This is a genomic window from Peribacillus sp. SRI_006 (assembly GCF_057586375.1).
The window spans coordinates 37,318-54,927 of sequence record NZ_JBYCZT010000026.1; the positions used below are offsets into that span (position 1 = coordinate 37,318).

A 17,610-nucleotide genomic window follows, 5' to 3' on the forward strand; every position below is an offset into this window, starting at 1 on the left:
AGCTGAATTGTAAGACGGGAAAGGAAGCACTTTCTTTATAGGGTTTCAAGCAAAATATAAAAATAGTAAATCATTCTCTAATTTAAGAAAGTTATATCAAGTTTGGGGGCTTTAAGAGTTAGAGACTTACCTTTAGAAGGGGACTGATCGTATGCCATTCGTAAAAGTAGAAGATTTAAGCATTCATTATGAAATAGAAGGTAATGGAGAACCTCTAGTATTATTACATGGTATGAGCAATAATTCACAGTCATGGAAGGAACAAATCCAGGAATTAAAGGAGCATTATACAGTAATCGCATGGGATGCTCCGGGTTATGGGAAAAGCTCAGATCCAGCAGAAGAATATAGACATTTTAAAGAGTTCGCACGTATTCTGAACGGCATGCTAGATCAGCTAAAGCTGGAAAATATCCATCTGCTCGGCCATTCAATGGGAGCGGCAATTGCGATAGAGTACTGTAGCCTGTACCCTAATAAGGTTAATAAACTCATATTAGCAGATTCGACAAGGGGGGCTGCTGCTCTATCACCAGAAGAGAACGAGACGAAATTGAAAAATCGATTATTTTCAATTGAAAACCTTTCTACTAAGGAGATAGCGGAAAAGAGGATACAAGCACTGCTATCTCCCCATGCTTCAGAAAATGTCCATGCACGTGTCAAAGAGATTATGACACAGATAAGACCGGCAGGATATCGTTCGGTAGCATATTCACTTTATCATCTAAATCAAATGAGTATGTTATCTCATATAGCTGTTCCTGTTCTTGTGATTTGTGGTGAGTTGGATACCGTAACTCCCATTAAGGAATCAGAAGCCATTCATGAAAAGCTAATAAACTCCCGGCTAGTGATTATTCCAGAAGGCGGTCATTTGTGTTACCAGGAAAATCCAAGGAAGTTTAATTCGAGCATTTTGGAATTTTTGAAAGGTATTGAGTAGGAAAAGGCTTCTGCAAATACTTTAGTAAAACCAGGGCCTAGATTAGAGAGAGGAATGAATAGGAAAAATGGCTAATTATACAATCGTTGATAAAGAAACGTGTATTGCTTGCGGAGCTTGTGGTGCTTCAGCTCCGGATATTTATGATTATGATGAAGAAGGGATTGCGTTCGTTATATTGGATAATAATGTTGGGGCAGCGATTATACCTGATGAACTCGAGGAAGATATGATAGATGCTTCAGAAGGATGTCCAACAGATTCTATAAAAGTGGCTCAAACATCCTTTGATGGTAACCCTAATAAATTTGAATAATTATTTCAGGTGCGTTTGTGACCAGTAGCTTTATAGATTTTTAATGTGGTGACATATCCAGATTGTCTTTGAAAGGGTGGATATTCTATTGCTTTTATCCATCATTTCTGAAAAAAAGGAAAAGGAAGAATTACTTGTGGAAACATTACAAGTTTATCGCTTACAACCAGTAAATCATGTTCAGTATGAACAACCAACCTAGAAGAACAAGGAGTGATTGCATTGACAGAAGAAAAAAAGGTCTATGACATAACTATTATTGGCGGCGGCCCAGTTGGCTTGTTTACTGCGTTCTATGGCGGAATGAGGCAAGCAAAGGTGAAAATCCTCGAAAGTCTTCCTCAACTGGGTGGACAGCTTTCGGCTCTTTATCCCGAAAAATTCATTTATGATATAGCTGGTTTTCCAAAAGTAAGGGCACAGGAATTGATAGAGAATTTAATAGAACAAATGAAAGTATTCGAACCAACAATTTGTCTTGAAGAAGCAGTTGAACAAATGGAAAAGCAAGCAGACGGAACATTTAAGATCACTACAAACCTCGATACTCATTTCTCTAAATCAGTGATCATTACTGCTGGAAATGGAGCCTTTCAGCCTCGTAAACTAGAATTGGAAGATTCAACACAGTTCGAGGATAAGAATTTGCATTATTTCGTGAATGATATGAACCGATTTAAAGGAAGAAAAGTGGCGATTCTGGGCGGTGGGGATTCTGCTGTTGATTGGGCCCTTATGTTAGAGCCGATTGCTGAAAAGGTAACATTGATACACAGAAGAGATAAATTCCGTGCCCATGAGCATAGTGTAGAAAAATTAGTGAATTCCTCTGTTGAGGTCAAAACACCTTATATTCCCTCCGAATTGGTAGGAACAGATCACATTACGCAAATAGTTTTAGAACACACTAAGACTCAACAAAAAGAAGTGGTTGACGTAGATGATTTAATTATTAATTACGGCTTTGTCTCTTCTCTTGGAGCGATTAAAGAATGGGGTCTAAACATCAATAAAAATGCAATTATCGTTAATTCCAAGCAAGAAACAAATATTTCAGGCATATACGCTGCCGGGGATATTTGTACGTATGATGGAAAGGTCAAATTAATTGCTTCCGGATTCGGTGAAGGTCCTACGGCAGTTAATAATGCTAAAGCCTATATTGATCCTTTGGCGAAAGTTCAGCCGCTCCATAGTACTTCATTATTTGGATGACCTCTTTCTAACAACAAGACTTTTCTGAAGACTAAAGTACATAGGCTGGGTCCCTGAGATAAAAGTGATGGATAGGGGATCTCGATTTTCTAGGTTAAAATCGAAAAAAAGTTAAGTTTGATATATTCGAGGCTTTACATGTTTTGTTACTTAACAAGGGAACAGGTTAATATGACTGTTATAATTAAAAGTCGAATTCCTCAACAGTTAGGAATTCGACTTTTTAGATTGGTTTAAGTATCGCCTCTATAGCGATTTTTCATAATATTAATCTTTATAAAAGTTACAGGAAATACGGATTAAATAAGCACAAGGCTTCTTAGATAAGGTTATGATAAGTTATATAAGGGGGAACGCCCCATCGCCAAAAAAGAAGTTTAAAAGGTGAAATGATCCTATATTAATAGCCCCGTTTCTCGGTATCATAAAAGAGAAATGGGGCTTTTTAACACCGATAAGTATCATTCATTTTACTATAATTACCTGGCTTCACAGCAATTACCCAACCAAGAATCTTACATATTGTTAAAATCATCATCATTTTCTAACGTTTTCAAAATATGCTTAGTCAGAATGGAGGCATCCGTGTTTTTCCATACTGCCGATATCGAACTGGTTAATTCCGAGTTATCGATGTTCAAGGCTTTTACTTGGCTTTTTCCCAACAAACTCACCATATCTTCCGGCATGAGGGCTACGCCTAAGTTATTGGATATTAGATTGGCAATCGTCAGTAATTCAGAGCCTTTACATAATTCTTTAGGTGAAAATCCAGCCGTCAGACAAGCCTTTTCCAAAAGGAATTGAAGGGAATGCGCTTGAACGGCATCATAATGGATAAAAGGTTCGTCTTTTGCTTCGTATAAATGTATGGCCTCTTTTTGGGCTAGTGGATGATCCATGGAGACGACTAATTGTAAAGGGAACCTCATGAATTCAATCATGCTTAATCCTTCATTGGCGATGATGTCACTGTGAATGGGCGTTCGGATGAAACCGATGTGATAATTTTGTTGGTTTACGAGTTTTACTGCTCTTGAAGATGTTGTTTCATGCACGTAAAACTCTGTTTCCGGGTATTGCCCCACGATCTTTTTCAATAATTTTGGGATATATATACTAGCTGCAGAGGGTACGGTAGCAATCTTCAGTTTAGGCTTGGGGATGGTTTTGTTTTCAACTATGTAATTCACTGTTTTCTCGATATCTTCAAAGGAAGGCGCAAGCTTTTTATAGATGTATTCTCCTTCTTCTGTCAATGTAATTTTTCTTGTCGTTCGATTCAATAATTTAAAGCCTAATTGTTTTTCGAGGGATAAAATCTGTTGGCTAAGTCCGGGCTGGGATATATGCAGGGTTTTGGAAGCCTCACTGAAACTAAGATGGTTAGAAACCTCTATGAAATAGCGGAGGGATAGGTAATTCAAACAGTCACCCACTTCAGTCGGATTTGAAAATACAAGGTTAAGAAAATTTCCTCTCAAACAAAAGCTGAAATTTTATAACATCTACTTATAAGTTTATAACAATAATATATTTCTAAAATGGAAGAGTCAATATTATCCTTAAAGAAAGGAAGAATAGGTAATAAAAGGTAGAATATTACTATTGGATAGCGGATTTTCCTTGTTTTTAATAGGTGTTTATACATATTTATGCTTGTTATTCTTATTTCTTTAAAAAAATTCAAATCAATTACTAGTCCTTTTTGATTATATGTCTGATTTTGTAAAAAAAGGGAAAGTGAGGCGGTCGGTAGAATAATAACACTATCATCTCCTGCGGATGAAGAAAACATATGAGGGGGGAATTTTATGAAAAGATTTCATAAGTGCTTTTTATTGGTCATGATTTTGACGGTCACCGGTATTATCACAGCTTGTAAAGACAGCAATGAAGGTGCTTCAGGCAGCGGTAAACAAAACTTGAGCCTGTTGACAGGTGGAACGGGAGGTACATACTATCCGCTTGGAGGACAAATTGGAAAAATCATTTCCGATAAAACAAAAGCGAATATAACACCTCAGACATCTGGCGCCTCAGCCGAAAACATGGAAACATTAAGGGTTGGAGAGGCTGAAATCGCCTTTTCGCAAACGGATATCGCGGCATATGCACTTGAAGGAACAGAAATGTTCGATGGGAAACCCATTGACAATATAATGGCGATCAGCTCCTTATATCCTGAAACTGTTCAAATTGTAACGACTGCGAAAAGCGGAATTAAATCAATCGAGGATTTAAAGGGTAAAAAGGTATCGGTAGGTGCTCCGGGTTCTGGTGCATACATTAATGCCATGCAAATCCTGGAGATTCATGGTTTGTCCGAAAAAGATATTAAAGGGCAAAATCTATCTTTTGATGAGTCGACCGAAGGAATCCAAGCAGGCAATATTGACGCAGCCTTCATTACGGCAGGTACGCCAACTGGTGCAGTTGAGGCGCTGTCCGTCCAAAATGATCTTATGGTACTGCCTATTGCAGAGGACAAAATTAAAGCATTGGTTAAAAAGTATCCATACTATGCTGAAGATACAATTCCAAGTGGAACGTACAAAATCAAATCCGATGTGAAAACAGTTGCTGTTAAAGCGATGTTAGTGGTTACTAAGGATCTTGATGAAGATTTAGTTTATGAAATGACTAAAGCTGTTTATGACAACACAGATCAAATCACACATGCAAAAGGCAAGTTCCTTACAGCAGAAACTGCACTTGAAGGATTAGGGGATATGGAAGTGCATCCTGGAGCAGCAAAATACTTTAAAGAAAAAGGTGTTTCCAAGTAATGCAATTGGGTCGGTAGCTCGCTTTATGTGGTCTATCGGCTTCATTTTTTTCTAAATGGGACACTGGTTTTGAAAGGGGTACCTATGATATTCAAGAAATTCATGGCTTTTCTTATACCTCTGCTCATCACTTTTTTATTCTTTTTTCCTTATAAGCATGTAATAGCCTTTTCCTTCGAGGACCAAGGGGAATTAGTCGCATACTTTCCTTTGAAAAAAGAAAAAGAATTCAAGATTAAATATACACACTCCATCCACCTCACAGATGTTTTGGAATCATATCGGTTATCGGATAAGCAAATCGAACAAACGGAACTTGCCTATGATGACTTTGCTGTCGGTATGCCTTCCAATGCAGAGGGTGAGGAAGTGTTTGAAGTAAAAGACGGTACCTACTTCATAAAAAATATGCAACGTACATTCACATTTATAGATTTACGGGTAGGACAAGTTAAAGCCAATCATCGATTAATATATGATGGAAAAACATACACATTGGCAGACTTCATGGAACCAGGCACATGGGTCAGGATTTCATCGGAAAGAATTTCATTGTGGGAACAGTTGAAGGGAGTGAAGATTAGTGGCTGATAATGAAAAAATCAAATATTTAACCGAAGCAGAGCAGCAGGAGTTATTGGAAAAATATGATCCAGAAGCCGGGACAAGGAAATTAACTGGTGTCTTGGGCCACATTGCGTTTTTTGGACTCCTGGCTTTTTCGCTATTCCAATTATATACTGCCATATTTGGTGTTTTTACAGCCCAAATCCAACGGACGATACATTTAGGGTTTGCACTCTCCTTAGTATTTTTACTATTTCCTGCAAACCGGAAGAAGCGTGAAAAAGGAAAGTTTCAAATTGCCTGGTACGATATCATATTAGCAATCCTTAGTATTGGGGTAGGTGCATATTGGCCCTTATTTTTCGAAGATATCGTCATGAATGTAGGGCGTTTAGGCGTATTGGATTTTGCTGTCGGTTTTATGGCCATTCTGCTGGTTTTGGAAGCGACCAGGCGTGCAGTTGGTCTTCCTATCATGGTCATTGCTATATTATTCATTTTCTATGGAATTTTTGGACAGTATATGCCAGGATTCCTTGCTCATCGCGGTTTGACTCTGGAGCGTCTGGTGCAAACGATGTTCTTCTCGACAGAGGGCATTTTGGGTACTCCGTTAGCGGTGTCATCGACATTCATCTTCCTATTTTTACTGTTTGGATCATTTCTGGTGCGAACAGGCGTCGGTCAATACTTTAATGATCTCTCTACCGCCATTGCCGGCAGAAGGATAGGGGGACCTGCAAAGGTTGCGATTTTTTCAAGTGCTCTTCAAGGAACGATTAGCGGAAGCTCTGTGGCTAATGTGGTCACATCAGGAGCATTTACGATACCTATGATGAAAAATCTTGGATATAAGAAGGAATTTGCCGGGGCGGTAGAGGCGGCTGCTTCAACAGGCGGGCAATTGATGCCTCCGGTAATGGGGGCAGCGGCATTCTTAATGGTTGAGTTCATTGGGAATGGAATTACGTATTGGGATATAGCAAAGGCGGCTGCGATTCCAGCTATCCTTTATTTTTCAGGAATTTGGATCATGACCCATTTTGAAGCGAAACGTCTTGGGCTGCGAGGGTTAACGCAAGAAGAGATGCCAAGTAAAAAGGAAGTGTTCGGCAAGCTTTATTTACTAATACCGATCCTTGCCATTATTTTATTGCTCATGATGAATATCACGGTTACACATGCAGCACTGTATTCCATCGCCATCTCGGTTCTTGTAGGTTTCATAAACAAGGATGTACGCATGAAATTCATCGATATCATTTATGCATTGGTGGATGGGGCCCGAACAGCTCTTGCAGTGGCCGCTGCAACAGCAGCAGCAGGCATTATTGTCGGTATCGTCACGAAAACTGGGCTAGGACTTAAGCTTGCTAATGGCTTGATTGATTTAGCTGGTGGATATTTGATTCCAACTCTGATGCTCACTATGGTAGCGGCACTTATATTAGGAATGGGTTCACCTACGACCGCCAATTATGTAATCACATCGACGATTGCAGCGCCTGCGATAATTTTGCTTGGTGTTCCCGATCTATCTGCACATTTATTCGTTTTCTATTTTGGCATTATAGCAGATATAACTCCTCCAGTTGCTTTAGCGGCATTTGCAGCGGCAGGGGTAGCGGGAGGCGAGCCGATAAAAACGGGGATTGAGTCATCGAAACTTGCCATCGCTGCATTCATCATTCCATATATTTTTGTTCTCTCCCCGCAAATGCTAATGATCGATACAACTTGGATGGAGGTTGCATGGGTCGTACTTACAGCAATGGCAGGCATGATTGCAATTGGGGCGGGTGTCATAGGTTACTGGATGAGGGGAATGAACTGGTTAGAAAGAGTCCTCGCCGTAATCGTAGGTTTACTATTGATCTACCCTGAAACGGTATCGGACATCATTGGGATATCCGCTTTTATCGTGTTGCTGGCTTTACAATATCTTTGGAAAAATGACAATCACGACAGCTCCAAGATCTTGGAAAATAACCAAAGTATTGAGAAAAGTTGACCCTGCGAATATCAATCCGGAAGTAAAGGGTAGAGCTTAACCATTCGGGGGGGGTGATTTTTTGAAGTGAAGCATCATCGAGAATGCAACGAAAATGGGAATGTGCTTACTGTTTTTTATCGAGACAACCAGCATATTCCTACAAGAGAATTCTGCTCGTATATCCACTTGCCTTATGATAAAACCCAATTTGTTTTATTTTGAAAGGAGACTAATTCATGAAATTTTTAAAAAGTTTTATTTTAGTTACTTTCAGTTTCTTTTGTATGATCACACCGGCTTTTGCAAGTGTTCCTGGAGTGGATGGGTCAATGGGAAAGGGTTTTACAAATGGAATCGTATCAGTTTCTCATCCGTTAGCAGCTGAAGCGGGTATAGAGATACTAAAACAAGGCGGAAATGCAGTCGATGCAGCGGCAGCCATTCAATTATCGTTAAATGTGGTTGAACCAATGATGTCTGGAATCGGCGGCGGTGGTTTTATCATGATTTATAATAAAAAGGAAAATAAAATAACGATGATCGAAAATCGCGAAATGGCACCTCAAAATGTTACGCCTAAACTTTTTTTAGATGAAAAGGGAAAACCTATTCCTTTTAGTAAGCGGCATACATCCGGGAAAGCGGTTGCAGTTCCTGGGACTCTTATGGGGGTGGAGACTTCTCTTGAGAAATATGGAACATTGAAATTATCACAAGTCATAGGCCCGGCCATTAAACAAGCTGAAGAAGGGGTAAAAGTCAATTGGGCAACAGCACAATATATCGATGAAAATGTAACAAAGCTTAAAAATAACCAATCGGCTGCAAAAGTTTTTGTACCAGACGGAAAGCCGTTGGAGGAAGGAGACACCCTTGTTCAGCCAGATCTGGCAAAGACTCTTAAGTTAATAAAAAAACAAGGTTCTGACGTTTTTTATAAAGGTGAAATCGGGGAAGCGCTTACCGAAGAAGTTCAAAAGCGTGAAGGAACGATGACAACTGAGGATTTGGAAAACTATGAAGTGAAGGAAAGAGAGCCGATTAAATCGGAATATAGGGGATTTGAAGTGGTAGGGGCAGCTTCACCAAGCTCAGGCAGTCTGACTGTTCTGCAAATTCTGGAGCTTATGGAAGGATACGATGTGCAAAAGATGGGGGCCAACTCACCTGAGTATCTTCATCATCTAACCGAAGCCATGCATCTTGCTTTTGCCGATCGCGCTGCTTATATGGCGGATGAAGATTTTTATGATGTACCAACAGAGGGACTATTAGATGAAGATTATATTAAAGAAAGAAGAAAACTCATCAATCCAAATAGATCAACAGCTGATGTCAAAGCGGGCGATCCATGGAAGTATGAGGGCAAAGAACCCACTGCAATGAAGATGGTAAAAGAAGAGAAAACCCCAATCGGACAAACGACTCACTTTTCTGTAATGGATAAGTGGGGGAATATGGTTGCTTATACGACTACAATCGAGCAAGTATTCGGATCTGGTATCATGGTACCAGATTATGGGTTCATGCTAAATAATGAAATGACGGATTTTGATGCCACACCGGGTGGAGTTAACCAGGTGGAACCAGGAAAAAGACCAAGAAGCAGTATGTCCCCGACCTTCGTATTAAAAGATGGCAATCCTTTCATGGCCGTTGGTTCACCAGGAGGAGCGACGATAATCGCATCGGTATCTGAAACGATCATGAACGTGCTTGATCATAAAATGCCCATTCAAGATGCCATATATGCGCCACGTATTTATTCTGCTGGTTATCCGACAGTAAGATGGGAACCGGGAATTGAACAAAATACAAGGCTTGAGTTGATGGCTAAAGGCCATGTTTATGAAGAAAAACCGCAACATATCGGAAATGTGCAAGCTGTTATTTATGATTATGAAAAGGGAAAAATGTATGGAGGAGCCGATAATACGAGAGAAGGAACTGTTCAAGGTGTGTATGATGTTTCTCATAAATCGAAAAAGCCGAAAGAAATAAAAGAAGAAAAAAAGGGACCGTTTACCTTAAAAGTGAATGGAGCCGTTTATCCTTATACAGCTGATCAAATGAAACTGATCGATGATAAACCCTATATCCAATCAGATAAATTGCTACTAGGTTTGGGTGTAATCCAAACAAGGGATTTAGAAACATTTAAACCAGATAAAAAATCGTATCTACCTGTGTTAGGAGTAGCGAAATCATTAGGGTATAAAACAAGATGGAACGAAAAAGACAAAGAGGCACTATTGGAAAAAGATCCGGCGGATATTGAGGATCCGGACGAAGATGGCAGTGTCACGAATTGATTGCTTTTCTAAGTCCGCTCGGGAACTTGATTACTAAATGAACCTAAACTTGACAACCCCGGACTTCTCTATGTAAAGAGAGGTCTGGGGTTGTTTTTTAGTCATATGAAATAGTAGAGAGGTAGTCAGCCAGTTGAACGAAGGTTCCTGAAAAGCCCTCCTGAACCGTTTCCTCCTCGGTTGGGGATACAGGTGCCCAATCACCGTAAGTATTGTTTTACCTACATGCTCGGTGAATGTAAAAGTATTGAGAGTTTCCAATGGCCAGTTGTCGTTAAAAGGAGCACGTACGATGTTACCCATTTCATCAGAAAAGAAAGAGGGGTAAACGAGTTTATCTGGGGCATTTACATGATAAACAAATTTGACCCACATTACATTACCATCAGGAGATGCCTGGCTGTAATGGCAAACACCTTCCTGGCGAAGCTCGAACTTAGAAATATCAAAAGCCCATCCTTTTGGGCCCCGCCAGTTCTGCAGATGTTCTGATTCGGTAAAAGCCTTAAATACAAGCTCGCGAGGAGCATTGTTTTTGGAAACATTTTATTCCTCCGATATTTCAGTTAATGTTCCAAGCTGTCGAGTCTTTCTCCCATATTTCACAATACTGTTCAAACCAAAAGTTTAATGCTAACGGGCTCTGGACGAAGCTTGTAAATTCGACGAATTGCTTCCGTATAAATTCCACTACTCCTGATTTATGAAGCCCGCTTATATATTTGGATGCCAATGGATGCCGAATCTAAAGTCGTTCTGCATATTTTCCCGCGGTGAAAGGGCCGTTTCTATTGAGTTCACTATTCCCACCCGAAGAGTAATTAATAATCTAGTATTCATCTTTACCCCACGATTTATTAGAATGATAGTCCTTTGTGTGAGATATAAACAAACAGGAATATTCCCGTCAAATAATATTGAAGAAATGTATTGTTGTCCTCCGAGGCGGTACCAAAAATATCCTTCCCCTAAAATGAAAAAATGAGCGCTGATCCTTGTTCCGGGATAGTGCTGCATTGTGGATATCATTATAAGTTTTGTTGATGAAATCACGTTCTATTTTTGGAAACCGTTTACCATGCTGTACGTCGAGAATATAACAATGCTATTTTTGTGCATAATGATATAGGTTTAAGTTTTATTAAAAAAGAACGATCAGAAGTTTTTATTTGAAAACAGAACTGACGTTCGTGTATGCTTGTAACGATGATAATCTTGGTACCGGTTATTATTAAGGAATCCAATCTTGATTCAAAGGAGAATGAAAATGATTAAACCATATTTAATGTTTAACAGAGAATGTGAAGAGGCTTTCAAATTTTATATCGAGGCTTTTGGCGGGGAACTTATTGCTATGCAAAAATATAGTGAGATCCCATCAAGTCCAGACTTTCCTGTTGAAGAAAGTGATAAAGACCTTGTTCTTTACTCACAATTAAGATTAACAGAAGATGGAGTTATAATGGGTTCTGATTCAAACCGTGAATTGAATGATAGTGACAAAGTGGTTGTAAGTGTGGAGCTGAACTCGGTGGAACAAGCTAGAAAGGCATGGAACACATTAAAAGAAGAGGGATCTATACATATGGATCTTCATGAAACATTCTTTGCGAAACTTCACGGTTCGTTGAAGGATAAATTTGGTGTTTCATGGATGTTTACTGTCAATTAATCTAAACCAGAAGACATCCTTCTTTGTAAAGTCGTTACTATTATTTGGGAAGGTGAAAATTTTAAAAATTCTCAATAAAGCTCGGACGCTTTAATGGAGTATCTAAAAAATCCCGATTTCTTAATACTAAGAAACCGGGATTTTTACTATTGGAGTTTATTAAGGTTGTACATCCGTATTTTCCCTTAAGCTGCAATAAATGATTGGATATTTGGAAATCATTTATGTGAGTTGTCTTGTAAAATGGGGTTTTCTGACTTTGCATTTACTACAATTGTGGTCATGAAATTACATTGAAAAAAATGAGAAACTGTGTTAAATTTATATAGATACACCAATTTAGTATTTTGTATAAATTATACCCTATTATAATTATACAACATAATTTCCTTCTCAGTCAAACCTTTTTTATTTTTTTAAAGGAGTGTTTGATAGGAACATGGAACTTCAGTAGGAGCAAGAACGACCGGACAGCGTTAATGGTTGATCACATGAACAATTTTCATATGATTGTCTTGGTATTAAGCGATAAATGGGAGGGAAAGAAATGAAACCATATGTACTGGAGTTTCGGGAGATCGATAAAACAAAACAAATGGTGGTCGGTGGCAAAGGGATGAATTTGGGCGAATGCTCGAGGATTGATGGAATTCTTGTACCAGAAGGATTTTGTGTTACTACTGAGGCATTTAAAAGAGTCATTGGGGAAAATGATGAGCTTCATCAATTACTCGATCAGCTTGCAGTACAAAAAGTGGACGAACGAAAAAGAATAAGTGAAATTAGCAGGAAGATTCGTGATCTGATTGAGGGAATCGAGATCGACAAGGGGATCGAAGAAGATATCGACCGATGTCTCTTAACTTTTGGCTTCGAGCATGCATATGCTGTTCGTTCTAGCGCTACAGCCGAAGATCTTCCATTTGCCTCCTTTGCAGGTCAACAGGATACCTATCTAAACATCAAAGGAAAAGATTCAATTTTACAACATATTAGTAAGTGCTGGGCTTCACTATTTACTGATCGTGCCGTGATTTACCGAATGCAAAACGGATTTGACCATCGCAAGGTTTATCTGTCTGTTGTTATTCAAAGGATGATTTTTCCACAAGCTTCAGGAATACTATTTACAGCTGATCCAGTTTCCTCAAACCGCAAGGTGCTTTCGATCGATGCTAGCTTTGGGCTGGGTGAGGCACTTGTCTCTGGCTTAGTGTCTGCGGACAATTATAAAGTGCAAGAAGGTAGGATTGTGGAGAAGAAGATTTCTGCCAAAAAGTTGGCTATATATGCACGAAAAGAAGGCGGAACGGTGGAAAAGGAAATTGAGCCGGGGCAGCAGGTTTTATCGACCCTATCAGATGAGCAAGTGTTGGGGCTTGAAAGGATCGGCAGAAAGCTTGAAGCGCATTTTGGCTGTCCGCAAGATATCGAATGGTGTTTGGTTGATGATACAATTTATATTGTCCAGAGCCGTCCAATCACTACTTTATACCCCATCCCAGAAGCGAATGATCAAGAGAATCACGTTTATGTATCTGTCGGTCATCAACAAATGATGACGGACGCCATGAAACCATTGGGATTATCTTTTTGGCTGTTAACGACTCCTGCACCCATGCGTATAGCTGGCGGAAGGTTGTTTGTTGATGTCACACATATGGTGGCTTCACCTGAAAACAGAAAAATGTTAGTAGAGGCCATGGGACAACACGACCCGCTCATGAAAGACGCACTCATTAACATAATAGAGCGAGGGGATTTCATAAAATCTGTACCAAATGATAAGAAAGAACAGAGTTCCGGTAAAAGCAATAAAAGTGTGCCGTCTGCGGATTCTAGGGCACAAATTGAAAACGACCCGACAATCGTTTCTGATTTGATTAAACGTAGTCAAACATCGATAGAAGAATTAAAACAAAACATCCAAACGAAATCAGGTTCGGAGTTATTTGATTTCATTCTGGAAGATATCCAGATATTAAAGAAGATTTTATTTGACCCACAAAGTTCAGCTGTGTTTATGGCTGCTATAGATGCATCATCATGGATCAATGAAAAAATGAATAAGTGGTTAGGTGAAAAAAACGCAGCCGACACGCTTTCTCAATCTGTACCAAACAATATAACTTCAGAAATGGGTCTGGCCCTAATGGATGTCGCAGATGTGATACGTCCTTATCCAAAAGTAATTGATTATTTACAACAAGTAAAAGATGATAATTTTATGGATGAACTAGTTAAGTTTGATGGTGGTCAGGAAACTCAGGATGCTATCTATGATTATCTCGGCAAATACGGAATGCGATGTGCTGGAGAAATCGATATTACTAAAACCCGTTGGAGCGAAAAACCAACTACACTTGTCCCCGTGATTCTAAGTAATATCAAAAACTTTGAGCCTAATGCCAGCAATCTGAAATTTGAGCAAGGGCGACAGGAAGCTTTGAAAAAAGAACTAGAGATATTAGATCGATTGAAGCAATTACCAGATGGTGAACAAAAAGCCAAAGAAACAAAACGAATGATCAGTCTAATCCGGAATTTCATCGGTTATCGGGAATATCCAAAATACGGCATGGTTAACCGCTACTTCGTTTATAAGCAGTCTTTACTCAAGGAAGCCGAACAACTCGTACAAGCCAATGTTATTCATGAAAAAGAAGATATATATTATCTCACTTTTGAAGAACTTCTTGAAGTCGTACGAACAAATAAACTAGATTACCAGATGATCAGCAAACGAAAAGACGAGTACAGATTATATGAAAAACTTACTCCACCACGGGTTATCACGTCTGATGGTGAAATCATTATAGGGGAGTATAAACGAGACAATCTCATGGCCGATGCTATTGTAGGTCTACCGGTTTCTTCCGGAATTATAGAGGGCAGAGCACGCGTCATCCTAAACATGGAAGATGCAGATCTAGAAGATGGAGATATACTGGTTACAACCTTCACCGATCCTAGCTGGACACCATTATTTGTATCCATAAAAGGACTCGTCACCGAAGTTGGCGGGCTGATGACCCATGGAGCAGTCATCGCGCGTGAATATGGCTTACCTGCCGTTGTCGGTGTGGTAAATGCCACCAAGCTGATAAAAGATGGGCAACGTATTCGAGTAAATGGAACAGAAGGTTATATAGAAATACTATAATTCATTACATTTCTATCATAAAGAAGGACATTCGAATTAGGAGAATCATTGAAATCATGATGCTTTGCGGTTTTTGGCAAAGCCCCCTGTCACTAGGTCATATAAGGGGGCAGTAACTGAAAATTGATACTAAAGTTTAGTAAGATCAACTTGAGATCGGGCCTTCTGTTAAAGGTCGCTTTTATATGATGCAAAGCCCAATTTCTCTCTTTGCAACACCGAGAAATTGGGCTTTTTGTGGATTTTATTTATAGGCAAAATCGATACGCCCTTGCTAAATCTACTGGCTTGAGCAGCAATGTCAAACGGATACAAGGAAGATATTCTCCAACAGATATATCTGTCAATATCATAAATGTACGCTGACCTTCTATAGAAATATTAAATTTTTGTATTGGTAATTATACATTATCTCTATTATAATTTTTAAGAAAGATATTTCGGAATTTTTAAAATAAAGGAGAAATTATGTATACTCACCCGACTTTAAAATATTGGAATGGAAGAATTGATTCCCAAACTGACCTGGACAGCTTCAGATACCACCAAAGAGTGCGCTTGGCACCCATTTCGGAATTAGACACCTCTTCCAATGCATCACGAACTTTTGGACTGATTGGCTTTAAATGTGATGAAGGCGTCAAAAGGAATAAAGGCAGGGTTGGTGCTGCCGAGGGTCCTGATCATATTAGGCAATCGTTGGCAAAATTACCTTGTCATTTACCTTCCCAAACCGAGCTGGTGGATGCTGGCGATGTAATATGTGAAAGTACAGAGATGGAAGCCGCCCAATCTCAACTGGGATCAGCTGTTGCCCGGATTTTGGAGAGTAAAGCGATTCCTATCATACTTGGGGGAGGTCACGAAACCCTGTATGGCCATTATCTTGGGATTAGGAAATCCATTGGACCAAAAGCTAGACTAGGGATTATTAATATTGACGCTCACTTTGATATGAGACCTTATGAAAATGAAACTTCATCTGGCACGATGTTTAAGCAGATTTTGGACGAAGATCAAAGTTGTGGCTATTTATGTATCGGAATTCAGAAGCAGGGGAATACGAAGGCACTGTTTGAAACTGCAGAGAGGAGTAATGTCGACTACATATTGGAAGAAGATTTGTCATTATACGAAATGGATGAAACGAAGCGGAGGATAAATGAATTCGCTAAGGAAAATGACTATATCATGCTTACATTATGTACGGATGTTATTGATTCAGCCTACGCACCTGGGGTAAGTGCACCATCGCCGTTTGGACTGGATCCGAAATTGGTCCGTGCCATTATTAGGCATATCGTATCGAATGAAAAGATCCTCTCATTTGATATCTCTGAAGTGAACCCTTCATTGGACGAAAATAATAAGACCGTTACATTGGCAGGGCATTTAATAAATGAGGTTTTGCTGCATTTTAAATAATGGACATTGGATGGCGGCAACTCCAATTACGGTCTTCCCAGAAAGAGCGTTTCTTTTCGTATCGACTGTTGGGGCTTTCCTTAATGTTATCTTCAATATTGAAGCGAAAAACCTTTAAAGCCCCCAGACTGTCCATGAATCATTCATGGACAGTTTTTTGCGCCTCCTTCACAAGGGTTCATGGTCCTTGGCATTGCTTCGTTCGACTAACCATTTAAAGTATAAAGGCATGTGGATTTTCCATGCCTCTGCTAAGTTCAATACTGATACTTGTGGGTTTTTGGTTTATAATAACAACCATCTAGCCTTTTGAGGAGGGATTCCATGAATGAATATAAAGTAACGGTCAGGAATGGCAGTACCTTAATTTTGTCGGAAATCATTAAAGCTGAAGATGAAAGAGAAGTCCTTGGCACTCTTTTGATTTCCAGCGAATTATTTAATCAACCATTTACTGATATCAGGATTTTAGAAAGCTGATTTGTGCCTGCCCATTCCATTTGATACACTGTAATAAATCTTAATACGGTGGCGATATAATGTGTGGACGTTTCACTCTTTTCACTGACATAGAAGAAATAAAAGAACGGTTTGATATCCAAGGGTCATTTGATGAGGAATACCAATTCAGCTACAATATTGCTCCCTCCCAATCCGTGCTCTCCGTCATTAATGACGGGGTAAGGAACCGGCTTGGATATCTTCGGTGGGGACTCATTCCTTTCTGGGCAAAAGACGAAAAAGCGGGCTACAAAATGATCAATGCCAGAGCGGAAACCATTGCTGAAAAAGCAAGCTTCAGGAATGCGTATAAGAAGAAGAGATGCTTGATAATCGCTGACTCTTTTTATGAATGGAAGAAGACACCAGAAAGAAAAATACCGATGCGGATAAAACTGAAGAATCATGCTCCATTTGGAATGGCCGGTCTCTGGGAATCCTGGAAATCTCCTGAAGGCATCAGCATCTATTCGTGCTCTGTTATAACAACTGTGCCAAATGAGCTAATGACCAGCATTCATGACCGCATGCCTGTCATCCTAAAACCAGAAGATGAAAAAGATTGGTTGAATCCTTCCATTAATGATCCTGCATATCTGCAACAGTATTTAAAATCATTCGATTCGGAACAGATGGAAGCATTTGAAGTATCGACTGATGTAAACTCGACTAAAAATAATACACCTAACCTAATCCAACAAATTTGTTGAG

14 protein-coding genes are annotated in these 17,610 nt (G+C 39.4%); 12 read left to right on the plus strand and 2 right to left on the minus strand.

Annotation, left to right across the window (positions count from 1 at the left end):
• Window positions 1–151 precede the first annotated feature (151 nt).
• From AC2YHV_RS26245 to AC2YHV_RS26255, 3 genes are all read left to right on the plus strand, one after another.
• On the plus strand, window positions 152–946 hold the full coding sequence (locus AC2YHV_RS26245; protein WP_487374465.1) for an alpha/beta fold hydrolase: 795 nt from the start codon (window positions 152–154) through the stop codon (window positions 944–946).
• A 67-nt stretch (window positions 947–1,013) separates the two neighbouring features.
• A complete protein-coding gene (locus tag AC2YHV_RS26250; protein WP_034312590.1) occupies window positions 1,014–1,262 on the plus strand; it encodes a ferredoxin in 249 nt (82 codons plus the stop codon).
• 222 nt (window positions 1,263–1,484) lie between these two features.
• Window positions 1,485–2,477 carry an NAD(P)/FAD-dependent oxidoreductase gene (locus AC2YHV_RS26255; protein WP_034312587.1) on the plus strand — a complete coding sequence of 331 codons (993 nt, stop codon included), beginning with the start codon at window positions 1,485–1,487 and terminating at the stop codon, window positions 2,475–2,477.
• Window positions 2,478–2,992: 515 nt separating this feature from the next.
• Here AC2YHV_RS26255 and AC2YHV_RS26260 read toward each other — a convergent pair.
• On the minus strand, window positions 2,993–3,904 hold the full coding sequence (locus AC2YHV_RS26260) for a LysR family transcriptional regulator (protein WP_057275948.1): 912 nt from the start codon (window positions 3,902–3,904) through the stop codon (window positions 2,993–2,995).
• A gap of 387 nt (window positions 3,905–4,291) precedes the next feature.
• Here AC2YHV_RS26260 and AC2YHV_RS26265 point away from each other — a divergent pair, with 387 nt between their 5' ends.
• From AC2YHV_RS26265 to ggt, 4 genes are all read left to right on the plus strand, one after another.
• A complete protein-coding gene (locus AC2YHV_RS26265) occupies window positions 4,292–5,266 on the plus strand; it encodes a TAXI family TRAP transporter solute-binding subunit (protein ID WP_268565771.1) in 975 nt (324 codons plus the stop codon).
• Between the two features lie 84 nt (window positions 5,267–5,350).
• A complete protein-coding gene (locus tag AC2YHV_RS26270) occupies window positions 5,351–5,857 on the plus strand; it encodes a DUF1850 domain-containing protein (protein WP_095678320.1) in 507 nt (168 codons plus the stop codon).
• Window positions 5,850–7,844 (plus strand): TRAP transporter permease, encoded by a 1,995-nt coding sequence (locus AC2YHV_RS26275; RefSeq protein WP_095678321.1) that lies wholly within the window; start codon window positions 5,850–5,852, stop codon window positions 7,842–7,844. The genes AC2YHV_RS26270 and AC2YHV_RS26275 overlap by 8 nt, the downstream gene beginning before the upstream one ends.
• Before the next feature lie 218 nt (window positions 7,845–8,062).
• Window positions 8,063–10,138, plus strand: coding sequence for a gamma-glutamyltransferase (gene ggt / locus AC2YHV_RS26280; RefSeq protein WP_487374466.1), 2,076 nt, complete (start codon window positions 8,063–8,065; stop codon window positions 10,136–10,138).
• 33 nt (window positions 10,139–10,171) lie between these two features.
• Here ggt and AC2YHV_RS26285 read toward each other — a convergent pair whose 3' ends face one another.
• The gene (locus AC2YHV_RS26285; RefSeq protein ID WP_487374470.1) at window positions 10,172–10,621 is read right to left on the minus strand and encodes an SRPBCC domain-containing protein; all 450 of its coding nucleotides are present in this window, start codon (window positions 10,619–10,621) and stop codon (window positions 10,172–10,174) included.
• A 784-nt stretch (window positions 10,622–11,405) separates the two neighbouring features.
• Here AC2YHV_RS26285 and AC2YHV_RS26290 point away from each other — a divergent pair.
• From AC2YHV_RS26290 to AC2YHV_RS26310, 5 genes are all read left to right on the plus strand, one after another.
• Complete coding sequence (locus tag AC2YHV_RS26290) at window positions 11,406–11,810, plus strand: VOC family protein (RefSeq protein WP_057275944.1); 405 nt, start codon at window positions 11,406–11,408, stop codon at window positions 11,808–11,810.
• Window positions 11,811–12,357: 547 nt separating this feature from the next.
• Entirely contained in the window at window positions 12,358–14,973 is a 2,616-nt protein-coding gene (ppsA, locus tag AC2YHV_RS26295; protein ID WP_487374467.1) for a phosphoenolpyruvate synthase, read from the plus strand.
• A gap of 468 nt (window positions 14,974–15,441) precedes the next feature.
• Complete coding sequence (hutG, locus tag AC2YHV_RS26300; RefSeq protein WP_487374468.1) at window positions 15,442–16,398, plus strand: formimidoylglutamase; 957 nt, start codon at window positions 15,442–15,444, stop codon at window positions 16,396–16,398.
• A 324-nt stretch (window positions 16,399–16,722) separates the two neighbouring features.
• Entirely contained in the window at window positions 16,723–16,878 is a 156-nt protein-coding gene (locus AC2YHV_RS26305) for a hypothetical protein (RefSeq protein WP_156404305.1), read from the plus strand.
• Window positions 16,879–16,937: 59 nt separating this feature from the next.
• Window positions 16,938–17,609: an SOS response-associated peptidase gene (locus AC2YHV_RS26310; protein WP_106026528.1), complete on the plus strand. Its 672-nt coding sequence runs from the start codon at window positions 16,938–16,940 to the stop codon at window positions 17,607–17,609.
• The last annotated feature ends 1 nt before the right edge of the window (window position 17,610 follow it).